Origin of the sequence: Thermoanaerobacterium sp. R66 (genome assembly GCF_028895185.1) — a bacterium.
Lineage (GTDB): Bacteria > Bacillota > Thermoanaerobacteria > Thermoanaerobacterales > Thermoanaerobacteraceae > Thermoanaerobacterium.
Genome location: NZ_JAEUWW010000001.1, coordinates 2482218 through 2494248 on the forward strand (window position 1 = coordinate 2482218; position 12031 = coordinate 2494248).

The following is a 12031-nucleotide window of genomic DNA, read 5'->3' on the forward strand; positions in this document are numbered from 1 at the left end:
GTTTATGAATAAAGGAATATATTTAGAAAAATTTACATCTATGGATTTTGATAAATATTTTAAGTTGGTTAGTAATGAAAGAGTAATGGCTATGATTACGGGAAGGGCTATTTCTTTAGATGAAGCAGTAAAAAGGTATAATTCAGTTTTGAGTAATAATAAATTGCATAATTTATTTGGCAATTTTAAAGTAATGGAAATTTCAACTAATAAATTTATTGGGTCTGCTTTGCTAAAAGTAAAAGAACGGAGTTCTACAGAAGCAGAACTTGGTTATATGTTATTGCCTGATTATTGGGGTAAAGGGATTGGTAGTGAAATTGCTAAGTTATTAATTGATAAAGCAAAGGAAAGTAAGCAAATAAATAAAATTATAGCGATTATAGACCCCAATAACATTGCTTCCAGGAAAATATTAATTAAGAATGGATTTACCACACATATGATATGCGAAATGGATGGATTGCCTGGAGAAATATTAAGCATGAAAATCTAGATGATATCGTTAAAAACTCCTGCAATGAAAAAGCAGGAAAGTTGAAGCAAAAAACGATATCTGTTGAATAAAAATCAAGGGTATGAGTCGAATTTAGTGACAAAACTTTTGACAATACTATGCTGTAGGAGGGCCTAAAGAATGAGTGAATTAATCGATACAAAGCTTGAAAAGTTTAAATTAAGATTTGCGAGGAAAAAAGATGTGGCATTAGTTTTAAGCTTTATCAAAGAGCTGGCTGAATATGAAAATATGTTGCATGAGGTTGTGGCGACGGAGAAATTATTGAAAGAATCATTGTTTGACCGTAAAGTCGCAGAAGTTATTATCGGTGAGTATGAGGATAAACCTGTAGGATTTGCATTATTCTTTTATAATTTTTCCACTTTTTTAGGGCGGCCGGGGATATACTTAGAAGATCTGTATATAAAGCCTGAGATGAGAGGTAAAGGACTTGGTAAAATAATGCTGTCATTTTTGGCAAAGCTTGCTGTAGAAAGAAATTGTGGCAGACTTGAATGGAGCTGCCTTGATTGGAATGAACCATCTATTAAATTTTATAAACGGTTAGGGGCAGTTCCAATGGATGAGTGGACTGTGTATAGAGTAAATGACAAAACCTTGGCTGATTTGGCAAAAAGCTTTGATGATTAAATTAAAATTTGTGATGCGTTTTAGTTGGGAATATTGTCTTCGTCAATAAGTTTTTAAAGAGCAGGGAAATCGTGAGAAATACGATGGGACTGCTTTTTTGTTTGTACATGGGAATAAAACATCAAGAAGTTATTTTTTATTTAAGGATGTAAAGTCAGCTTGACATTCGGCAAATGAAGCGATAAAATAAAAATGTAAAGTGAACTTTCCATAAAAGGAAGTGATAATTTGTGAAAAACAGGCTGGAAGAAATACGAAGACAGCGTGGCATTAAACAAGAAGAACTTGCAGAAGCGTTAAAAGTGTCAAGACAGACGATAAGTTCTCTTGAGAATGGGCGATATAATCCTTCAATCATATTGGCATTTAGGATAGCCCGATATTTTGATATGCAGATTGAAGATATTTTTATTTATGAGGAGGAAGAATAATGGATAGAAAATTGTCGTATTTATCTACCGCGGTAGTAGGATTGGTACTATTATTTTTAGGAGGTTTTGTATTTACAAAAGAAGAGTTAAAAATGGTTTCAGGTTTATGTATTGGCTTAGGTTCTGTAATATTGGTGTTTGGGGTTGGCAATTTGTTGCGTTCTTTTACAATATCAGCAACGGAAGAAGAAAGAATAAAGAGATTGATAGAGATAGAGGTAAATGATGAACGCAATACAAGAATCAGAGAAAAGGTTGGTTATATGACAAGCAAAATTATGAATTATGTGATTTTAGTTTTGGTTATGGCATTAGGATTTATGAATGTTAATAAAATGGTTTTAATCATGGTTGCTTCACTACTTTTAATAGAACTTGCATTGGTTATCTTCTTTTCAAATTATTTTTCAAAGAGAATGTAAAAAATAAGCTATAATTTCATTCTCTTTAATTTTTTTATTTAAATTTTTTATAATAAAGTTTAGTGTATAATGATAAAAGAATACTATTTAATTATGGGGGAAAGCAGAAAATGTTTAAGGAAATGAGAAGAAAAGATAGATCTATTGATGACGAACAGGCTATTGAACTGTTAAGAAAAGGACAATATGGAGTGTTATCTACAGTATGTGAAAATGGATATGCCTATGGAGTTCCTCTAAACTACATATACCATGAAGGAAACATTTATTTTCATTGTGCTGCTGAAGGAAGCAAGTTGGACAATATTGTTCATAACAATAAAGTTTCTTTTTGTGTGGTTGGCAATACTGAACCAATACCTGATAAGTTTAGTTATAGGTATGAGAGTGTAATAGTGTTTGGACGTGCGGTGGAAGTATATGATAAGGAAAAGGAGGATGCATTGGTTGCGCTAATTCAAAAATACTCTGGCGAGTTTATGGAGAAAGGGATGGAATACATACGAAAGAGTGGTATTAAGGCAAAAGTCATTAAAATTAATATTGAGCATTTGACAGGAAAGGCAAGGCAGTAAATAAAGGTAAATTTTTGTTCAGTGATAATCATTTTAAGTATAATGATATAGATGAAAAAATCAATTCAAACTAATTCCATAATTAAATTTACGCGAAAAAATTTTGTGAAAATTGACTCAAGAAATTGTGTTAAAAGTGAAAATATAGGTATCAATTTTATTTAAGGGTCTATATAAAAATTTTAAGAAAAGTAAATGAGATTGGGGTATAACTATGGAGATAAAGTTTTACAGGATAGGTGGATTAAGCAATAGTCAGTTTAATTTTGCTGTTATATTTGCTACTTATAAAGGAAAATGGATATTTGTAAGGCATGAGGACAAAAATACATGGGAAGTGCCTGGCGGTCACAGAGAAAAGAATGAAGATATTAATGTAACTGCTTCAAGGGAGCTGTTTGAGGAAACAGGGGCGTTAAAATACAAAATTGAGCCCATATGTGATTACTCTGTTACCATAGATGAGATAACTACATCTGGGAGATTGCTTTATGCAAAAGTAAATGAAATGGGGCCTTTGCCAGATAGCGAGATATGCGAAGTAAGCTTTTTTAAAATGATGCCTGATAATCTTACTTATGCGGATGTACAGCCGATACTTCTAAGAAAGGTATTAGATTTTTTAAGTGGCAAGGTATTAAAACTGCTTGAAAAAGACAAAACAAGGAACATTAATATCATCAACTTTATTAGAAATTATCCTATTTATAACATTGAATCAGTTGGAGATTCAGTACTTGTTAGAGGAATAAGCGATGAAGATTGGGTTTATATTAGCAGCAAATCCTATGATGAGTTCTTTCAACTTATTGAGGGGTTGGATGAGGAGGATAAATGTTTTGCAGTCATTGAGGACTGGATGCTCTCATATATTGTGAAAAACAGGAAAATAAAGTCTCAACTTACCAGTATGAAATTAGTCTATGATTCTAATGTACCACTGCCGACCGTAAAATCACATGTTGTTGACTTATCAATTGCAGATGCTCCATATATATTCGAGAATTCCAAGTATAAAGAGTATATATCAATTGAATATATTGAAGATAGGATAAAAAATGGCATTGGTCTTGGCATTTATGAAAATGAAAAGCTGGTGGCGTGGGCAATTACACATGATGATGGAGCAATAGGTTTTTTGAATGTATTGGAAGATTACAGAAGGAAAGGATATGGCATGGATGTAACTGTTGCAATGATAAAGAGGCTTCTGGAACTTGGCGAATTTCCATTTGTACATATTGAAGAAGATAATGTAAAGTCTATGAACCTGGCATTAAAAGCAGGATTTAGAAAGGATAGGAGGGTACATTGGATAAAATTAAATTAGGGTGGTGTTTCATGAATTTCAAAAAAGACATTTTTGATCTTAAATTGCAATATTAAATGCAACACCCAATAAAAGTCATATGACGATTATTTAGAATTATAAAAGAATACAAAGAAATTGAATTTGCTTATGATGTAATGATATTAGAAGTGTAGATTTAATTTTATAGAGGATTAATTGAAATAAATATACAAAATGATTAATAGAGCACAGAAAGGGTGTAATGAATATGCACATTAAACCAATATCGATTGATGATCGTCAACGCGTAAATCATTTTATAAGATCTCGCTGGTTTTCAACTGAAATGGTTGTAGGTGGTGAAATAGTCGATATGACAAAATTAGAAGGCTTTATTGCACATGAAAAAGATGAAATTATTGGGTTAGTGACATATAGAATTAAGGATAGTGAATGTGAAATCGTGTCTTTAGACAGTTTGAAGGAAAATCAGGGTATTGGAACTGCTCTTTTAAATAAAATCATCCAAGAGGCAATCAATAAAAAATGTACAAAAATAAAATTGGTTACGACAAATGATAATATAAATGCAATTCGTTTTTACCAAAAACGTGGATTTGATATGGTGAAAATACATCTCAATGCTGTGGATGCTGCGAGAAAATTAAAGCCGTCTATACCATTATTAGGCAATTATGGCATACCAATTAAACATGAGATTGAGTTTGAAATGAATTTAAGCAAAAAATAATAAAAAAGAAGGGAGGAGTTATGCATGCAAAAAGTCTACGAAACGGAAAGATTAATATTAAAAGTACTGGATAAAACGTATGCAGAATTAGTATTAGACTACTATTTGAGAAATAGGACTTTTTTACAGAAGTGGGAACCTTTAAGAGATGAGAAGTTTTACACAAAGGAGTATCAGCAGGAAAATCTGGAAAAGGAATTGACAGGCATCGAAAATAATGATTTGCTTAGAATGTGGATATTTAAAAAGAATGATGACAGAAAAATAATCGGTACAGTATGTTTTAACAACATCGTAAAAGGCGCATTCTTATCATGTCATTTGGGGTACAAATTAGACAAAGATGAAATCAATAATGGTTATATGACTGAAGCGGTTAAAAGAGGAATTGATATAATTTTTGACGATTTTAAGCTGCACAGAATTGAGGCAAACATCATGCCGAGGAATAAGCCATCATTAAAAGTAGTCGAAAAATTGGGATTTTACAATGAAGGAATAGCATATAAGTATCTGAAAATTAATGGTAAATGGGAAGACCATGTACACATGGTTTTATTAAACGACAATGTATGATATTAAAAAGCCTTAGATATATGTTTGGAATATGTATCTGAGGCTTTTGATTTTCAAGCGATAAAGTTTTTATTAATGATATATTATGGAAATCAAGGTTCGTATATACTAATGACATATAAATATATATATTATATAATATACCGGAAAGGGGGAATGCAGTTTGCGCAAGATTAAAATGTTATTTTTATATCTATTAATGTTGAGCATGGTCTTTGTGCCTGTCATATCATACGGTGATAGCGGACTTCCACAATTTCAATTTGGCTCAAGGCTTTTATGCACAGGGACTTACGGTACTGATGTATCGGAGCTACAAAGCATATTAAATAGCATTGGATTTAGCACGGGTGCTATTGATGGTGTTTTTGGCAATAACACATTAAATGGAGTATTAGATTTTCAAAAAGCAGAAAACTTGGTTGCAGACGGGATTGTAGGACCTAATACTTACAATGCTATTCAAAATGCTTCGTGGGAAAATCCAGTTGTCTATTATGTACAACCAAATGACAATATCTATTTTATAGCGAAGAAATACGGGACATCTGTTCAAGATATTCTGGATGAAAACGGATTGAGTGACAACGCATCTTTATATGTTGGCGAGAAGCTGCTTATACCACATCCGCCAGTGACAGTACCGCAACAGCTTGACAATGCTTCTAATTATCAGGAACTTAAAGAAAATATTGAGACACTGCTTAGCCAGCATACGGGAAATTACGGAGTATACTTCATAGACTTAAACTCTGGCGAGACTTTTGATATAAATGGTTATGGATCCTTTATTGCCGCCAGCACATATAAAGTTCCTCTAAATTTTTATGTGTATACACTTATAACCGAAGGGAAATTAGATCCAAATATGGAAGTACAGTATATATCACAAGATTATGAAGGCGGGTCTGGCTCTATACAATATGATCCTGTTGGAACTTATTATACAATTAGGGAACTTTCAAAAAAATCTATAGAAGAAAGCGACAATATAGCATCAAATATGTTGATGAGAGTTGTAGGATATGACAATTATTTGAATTTCATAGAAAGTTTAGGTGCTTATGTTGTGCCATATTCAGATAATGTCACATCTCCAAGGGATTTAAGCATCTACATGGAGGATATATTAAATTATGCAAATGCGCACAGCAGCACGGCAGGAGAGCTTCTAAGTTATCTTGAAAATACTATTTATAACGATAGGATCTCATATCCTTTGCCAAGCAATATAACTGTTGCTCATAAAATTGGAAATCTATCAAATGTAGTAAATGATACAGCTATTGTTTTTTATACGCAAAAACCGTATATTTTGACCATCATGGGCAACAATGTAGATGGATCTGATAATTCGGATGCCTATACTGTAATAAGGGAAATATCGAAGATGGTATATGACTTCCAGGTCAGTCATTAAAAAAGCCGGGATTACCGGCTTTTTTAAAACTCATCGCGTATGATTTTTTCTATTACATCGCTGACACCATCTTCTAAATTGGATTTTGCTACATAGTTGGCGTTTCTTTTTATGGCGTCATCAGCGTTTCCCATGGCAACGCCAAATCCTGCTTTGATTATCATTTCTTTGTCATTGTCTTGATCGCCTATTGCTACAACCTGATTAATGTCTACGTTGAGAATATCACATAATTTTATGAGTGCGGATCCTTTTGTAGTGCCATAAGGGAGAATTTCTATAAAATATTCGTCTGACTGTACGCACGTAAAAGGCTCGTTTGATGATTGCCTTATTTCGTCTACAAGCTCTAAAGATGTGTCCCTATTTCCTCTGAAAAGCACCTTTATAATTTTATCAAGTTTGCGGAGATCTTCGATTAAATCGCATTTTACGTGCTCTGTTTCCATGTATGATTTGATGAAATCGGATATCTTATTTATGTATATGCCGTCTATACTGTATACAAGAATGTCTACATCGTATTTTCCTTCTTGCCATTTTTTCGCTATAAGCTTGTATAAATCGTCAGAGAGATAATTTTCATGCAGTATTTTTTTATTTATGTGATCGTATATTACACATCCGTTAAAAAGTATGACAGGCACATCAATATCAAGTTCTTTTATGTATGGAGTCGCTGATATGATGCCTCTACCTGTTGCCAATGTGAAAATACCTCCCATATTGCGAAACTTTTTTACACTATTTTTCGTGACTTCAGAGATCTTTTTTTTGTCGTCTAACAAAGTCCCATCTGCGTCTGCTACAACCATTTTGTATTTCATATGATCACCCCAAATAATATTTACACCGTATCTATTATACAATTTTTTTGATTTTAAGACTACTGAAAAATTTTTTATGAGATATTGTTCGCAAATCGTATATATGTTAAAATTATAAAAAAATTATGGGGAGGAGATTGAATGATAACTTGGAAAGAAGATTTTAGGCTTGGCATTGACGAGATAGACAAGCAGCATAAGCGACTTTTTGATATTGCAAATGAAGCGTACGATTTATTGAAGAATGAATTTGCCATTGATAAATACGATCACATTGTAGACATAATAAAAGAGTTGAAGGACTATACGATTTACCATTTTGACTATGAAGAAGGCTACATGAAAAGCATAGGCTTTAAAAAGTTGCTTTCACATAAAGTGCTGCACGATGACTTTAAAGAGAAGATTAACAACATAGATTTAGATAAGATAGATCAAAATCAAGACGAGTACATAAAAGATATTTTAAACTTTTTGGTGGATTGGATTGAAAAGCACATATTGAAAGACGATAGGTTATATGCAGAAAAGCAATAAAAAAACAAGGTGGCGTGGTAATGCCACCTTGTAAATTACTTTAATGGTGTAAATGGGCAGTATCCTATTTCATCGCATCTATTTTTCATGTCAGCCCATAGTTTATCATCTTCAATTGCCTCATAGGCCGTGGGATATAGGATGTAATTTTCTTTAAAGATATGATCTCTCATGTTGAATACGATGTAGCTTGATAGTTCTTTCACTCTGTCTTTAAAATCTGCAAAATCGATGTAGTCGATGTTGCTTGCAAGCTCTACCAAACTTCTTTTTCTCAATCGTATCTCGTCATGCTCAAGACGCATTATCCTTGTTGGACCTGTTATACCCAGTTTTTCCAGTTCAGGGAACAATACGTCTTCTTCTCTTTTGTGGTGCTTTTCGGCGCTTAAAATGCCTTCTGCAGTTTCTTTTAAATCTGATAACAAGGCTCTGTCTTCCTGTGGTGACGACATTTTCTGTATCTTTATGTTTAAAAGCTCTAATTTGTCAAGTAGCTTTAGTATTTCATCGTGTTCTAATATAAGTGTTTGCAACACGTGATCGTCAGGCAAAGACTCTTTCAATCCGTTTAACTGTCCTTCCAGCATCTCCATGTGAACCGAACAAAGCCCTCTTAACTCTTCTGCTTGCATTCCTTCATCAACTAATTTTTGCTCTGCTAAAGATAATTCTTCGGCAGTAAGGTCTTCTATCAATTCTCTTGCTTCGCTTTTTACCGTCTCAGGATCTTCGCTATTGTTAAGCCTTTTAAGTACGTCAGCTAGTTTATCAACTCTATTTTCCATGATATACATCCTCCTTTTTCTATTTCCAGTATACAAAAGACTACATCAAAATACTGTGATTTAAATCACAGTATTTTGATAGGAATAAAATTTTTATTCATTTTATTTTTTTGTAGTTTTGTTTTAAAATAAAATTAAACTTAAAAAAAGGCGGATGAATATTGTGAAAGTATTTTGGTTAATTATCTTTGTGTGGAATATCATTACGTTTGCCACTATGGGTGTAGACAAGTACAAAGCCACTCATGGAAAGTGGAGGATTAAAGAAAGAACTCTTTTTCTTTTGTCATTTTTGTTGGGAGGTATAGGCGTTTTTTGTGGTATGTACATATTTCACCATAAGACAAAGCACATAAGCTTCAAGGTTTTAGTACCCTTGGCGGTATTTACAAATGCAATGTCTATATACTTTTTGTACAAGATTTTAAACATCAATCATTAAGGAAAGATATTTTATATGCTAACATGTAATTCACATTGACAACAATTGAATTTCAGTTATTAACAAACTTATCCACAATATCCACAGAAAATATATCAACATTAACATTAATAATCGAAGTCTTAAAAGGGAGTGGTAAAATGCGAACCAATGATTATCAATTGGAGTTTGAATACCTTAATAGGACTATCGGTTTTATCGAGAATGAAATATACAGATTGAAACAAATGCTCATGATAGAGGGCACAAATATAAAGCAGTTGAGAGAAGATGTTTTGCAATATGCGCCTAATACACCTGACAATTTTGATAGATTAGTAGAGGTGAATCCATATATAAATGAGCTTAAAAGACATATTGTGTACTACAATGAGATTTTAAGAAATCTTAAATCATTGAATAAAATGGCTAGTTCTCCTTATTTCGGTAGATTTGATTTTATAGAAAGCGGTTCAGATTTATTGGAAAAAATATATATAGGGCTTAAAACTTTGAGAGATCCGAATACATTCGATATTATCGTATACGATTGGAGAGCGCCTATATCAAGTGTGTTTTACAGGTTTGAAAAGGGCAGAGCCTTTTACGAAGCTCCAGACGGAATTATAGAAGGAGATGTAGTGCTAAAGCGGCAGTACAAGATTGAAGATAAGAAGTTAAAATATTACTTTGACTGCAATATAGTAATAGATGACGAAATTTTGAGAGAAGCCTTAGGGCGTAATTCTACAGCAAAGATGAGGACAATTGTTGAAACTATTCAAAAAGAACAAGATAAGATAATAAGAGATGTAGATGGAGATGTTTTAGTAGTTCAAGGTGTTGCAGGAAGTGGGAAGACATCCATAGCACTGCATAGGATAGCCTATTTGCTTTATTTTGAAAGAGATAAAAATTTAAAGAAAGATGACATACTCATAATTTCGCCCAATAAAATTTTTAGTCAATACATAAAAAATGTGCTGCCAGAATTAGGTGAAGAAAATGTAAATGAAATTATCTTTGAGGACTTTGTAAAAAATGCCATAGGAGATGTAGTACATGTTGAGGAAAGGTCCGATTATGTAGAAAGGCTTTCGTCGTGTGAAGACAAAGTCATGTTGGATTCTGCAAGGCTTAAAAATTCTTCGGAATTTATTGCGGTTTTAGACAGACTTTTATCATATTATGAGAGGAATGTGATAGAGTTTAAAGATGTGTATTACGATGGCAAAGTAGTGTACAGCAGGCATGATTTAAAGAATGAATTTTTAAATGACAAGATGAACCGACCAATGAAAAAAAGACTTGAAAGAATAGAGATGAAGATATTTGATAAAATCCATTATCTTAGAAAAGGAAGGCTTTCCAAAATTGAGAGGTTTGTTGAAGATCGTAAGGGCCATGAATTTGAGATAAAGGCATACAGCCGTCTTTTGTCCATAAAAGAAATGAGGAGGATTAAAAAACAAGTAAATAGTTTCACAGATGTCAATTTCTTAGATATTTATAGATTGCTGTTTTCTGATAAAGATTTGTTTAAAAGGCTTTCATACGGACTAAACATAGATTTATCTGAAAATTTTTTTAAGATAGCTGAATTGACTTGTAAAAACATAGATGATGGAAAAGTATATTACGAAGATATCGGGCCGTTATTATATTTGAAGTACAAGGTGGAGGGATTTAAGTCTCGCAAAAAAATAAAACACGTTGTGATAGATGAAGCACAAGACTATTCACAGATTTTTTATAAAATATTTAATTTGATGTTTTATGATGCTAAATTCACTGTATTGGGAGATGTGAACCAAACACTTGACAGAGGAATAAATGAGGCTTTTTACGATCTTATTGATGAAGTTTTTGCCAAAAGGAAAATAAAAAAGTTTTTCATAGAAAATAGTTACAGATCTACTTATGAGATAAATGAATTTTCTATTGGATTGCTTAAACATCCTCCGAAAATAATGCCATTTGAAAGGCATGGCGATAAACCGCAATTGGTCCGCAAATATAGTTTTGAAGAAATATGCATAAATATAGCAAATAATGCTTCGGAACTTTTTGCAGATGGGTATAAGACGATTGGCGTCATTGCAAAGACAAAAGATGAAGCGAATAAAGTCTACGGCACAATGAAGAATTTTATCAATGTGAAACTTTTGAACTCAAAAGACGACGAAGTGATAGAAGGTGTAAACATAATTACGCCTTATGAGGCTAAAGGTATAGAATTCGACGTTGCGTTTGTCTTTAATGCATCAAGTGAAAATTACAAAACCGAATACGACAGAAATCTTTTGTACATTGCATGTACGCGAGCGTTGCATAGGCTTATAATATATTCTTTGGGAGATTTCTGTAAGTTTATAGGATGAATTTTATTTTCATAAATAAATTTGTTATAATTTTATAAAATAATTCGGAAGGCAGGTGGTTCTATGGAAGTTATTAGAATTGATACGCCCGCAAGAGAGGCTATTATCGATATAACTGATGAAGTGAGAAAAATCGTAAAAGCGAGCAACATAAAAGATGGCATTTGCTTCATCCATGTGCCACACACTACTGCAGGTGTGACGATAAACGAAAATGCTGATCCCGATGTGAAAGAGGACATATTGAGAGGTCTTAATGAAATCATTCCTCAAATGAGATTTAAGCACTTAGAAGGCAATTCAGATGCTCACATAAAATCTGTCTTGGTAGGGACAAGCATTAATTTGATGATAGAAAATGGGGATATACAGTTAGGTACATGGCAAGGCGTATACTTCTGTGAATTTGATGGTCCAAGGCATAGAAAAGTGTACGTTAAAATAGTGTAAGGATAAGGGGG

General features: G+C 32.8%; 15 protein-coding genes. 13 read left to right on the forward strand and 2 right to left on the reverse strand.

Annotation, left to right across the window (positions count from 1 at the left end):
* The first annotated feature begins 4 nt into the window (after nt 1–4).
* From JJQ93_RS12545 to JJQ93_RS12585, 9 genes are all read left to right on the forward strand, one after another.
* Nucleotides 5–496 (forward strand): GNAT family N-acetyltransferase, encoded by a 492-nt coding sequence (locus JJQ93_RS12545; protein ID WP_085113594.1) that lies wholly within the window; start codon nt 5–7, stop codon nt 494–496.
* A gap of 141 nt (nt 497–637) precedes the next feature.
* Complete coding sequence (locus tag JJQ93_RS12550) at nt 638–1150, forward strand: GNAT family N-acetyltransferase (protein WP_274893984.1); 513 nt, start codon at nt 638–640, stop codon at nt 1148–1150.
* A 230-nt stretch (nt 1151–1380) separates the two neighbouring features.
* A complete protein-coding gene (locus JJQ93_RS12555) occupies nt 1381–1581 on the forward strand; it encodes a helix-turn-helix transcriptional regulator (protein ID WP_274893985.1) in 201 nt (66 codons plus the stop codon).
* Nucleotides 1581–2003, forward strand: coding sequence for a hypothetical protein (locus JJQ93_RS12560; protein WP_274893986.1), 423 nt, complete (start codon nt 1581–1583; stop codon nt 2001–2003). Before JJQ93_RS12555 ends, JJQ93_RS12560 begins: the two co-directional genes overlap by 1 nt.
* 110 nt (nt 2004–2113) lie before the next feature.
* Nucleotides 2114–2578, forward strand: coding sequence for a pyridoxamine 5'-phosphate oxidase family protein (locus JJQ93_RS12565; RefSeq protein WP_274893987.1), 465 nt, complete (start codon nt 2114–2116; stop codon nt 2576–2578).
* Nucleotides 2579–2792: 214 nt separating this feature from the next.
* Nucleotides 2793–3908 carry a GNAT family N-acetyltransferase gene (locus tag JJQ93_RS12570; protein WP_274893988.1) on the forward strand — a complete coding sequence of 372 codons (1116 nt, stop codon included), beginning with the start codon at nt 2793–2795 and terminating at the stop codon, nt 3906–3908.
* A gap of 223 nt (nt 3909–4131) precedes the next feature.
* Nucleotides 4132–4620, forward strand: coding sequence for a GNAT family N-acetyltransferase (locus JJQ93_RS12575; RefSeq protein WP_350494230.1), 489 nt, complete (start codon nt 4132–4134; stop codon nt 4618–4620).
* 24 nt (nt 4621–4644) lie between these two features.
* Complete coding sequence (locus tag JJQ93_RS12580) at nt 4645–5196, forward strand: GNAT family N-acetyltransferase (RefSeq protein ID WP_274893990.1); 552 nt, start codon at nt 4645–4647, stop codon at nt 5194–5196.
* A 199-nt stretch (nt 5197–5395) separates the two neighbouring features.
* Complete coding sequence (locus tag JJQ93_RS12585) at nt 5396–6616, forward strand: serine hydrolase (protein WP_503010263.1); 1221 nt, start codon at nt 5396–5398, stop codon at nt 6614–6616.
* Nucleotides 6617–6639: 23 nt separating this feature from the next.
* Here JJQ93_RS12585 and JJQ93_RS12590 read toward each other — a convergent pair whose 3' ends face one another.
* Nucleotides 6640–7443 (reverse strand): Cof-type HAD-IIB family hydrolase, encoded by an 804-nt coding sequence (locus JJQ93_RS12590; RefSeq protein ID WP_274893992.1) that lies wholly within the window; start codon nt 7441–7443, stop codon nt 6640–6642.
* Nucleotides 7444–7584: 141 nt separating this feature from the next.
* Between JJQ93_RS12590 and JJQ93_RS12595 the strand changes: the two genes are divergently transcribed.
* The gene (locus tag JJQ93_RS12595) at nt 7585–7980 is read left to right on the forward strand and encodes a bacteriohemerythrin (RefSeq protein WP_085113584.1); all 396 of its coding nucleotides are present in this window, start codon (nt 7585–7587) and stop codon (nt 7978–7980) included.
* Nucleotides 7981–8015: 35 nt separating this feature from the next.
* Here the strand turns inward: JJQ93_RS12595 and JJQ93_RS12600 are convergent, their stop codons facing one another.
* Nucleotides 8016–8768, reverse strand: a complete 753-nt coding sequence (locus JJQ93_RS12600; protein ID WP_274893993.1) for a DUF438 domain-containing protein — start codon at nt 8766–8768, stop codon at nt 8016–8018.
* Nucleotides 8769–8958: 190 nt separating this feature from the next.
* Between JJQ93_RS12600 and JJQ93_RS12605 the strand changes: the two genes are divergently transcribed.
* The 3 genes from JJQ93_RS12605 (at nt 8959) to JJQ93_RS12615 (ending at nt 12020) form a co-directional block, all read left to right on the forward strand.
* On the forward strand, nt 8959–9210 hold the full coding sequence (locus JJQ93_RS12605; RefSeq protein WP_274893994.1) for a DUF1294 domain-containing protein: 252 nt from the start codon (nt 8959–8961) through the stop codon (nt 9208–9210).
* 161 nt (nt 9211–9371) lie between these two features.
* Complete coding sequence (locus JJQ93_RS12610) at nt 9372–11570, forward strand: HelD family protein (RefSeq protein WP_274893995.1); 2199 nt, start codon at nt 9372–9374, stop codon at nt 11568–11570.
* A gap of 63 nt (nt 11571–11633) precedes the next feature.
* A complete protein-coding gene (locus JJQ93_RS12615) occupies nt 11634–12020 on the forward strand; it encodes a secondary thiamine-phosphate synthase enzyme YjbQ (protein ID WP_274893996.1) in 387 nt (128 codons plus the stop codon).
* The last annotated feature ends 11 nt before the right edge of the window (nt 12021–12031 follow it).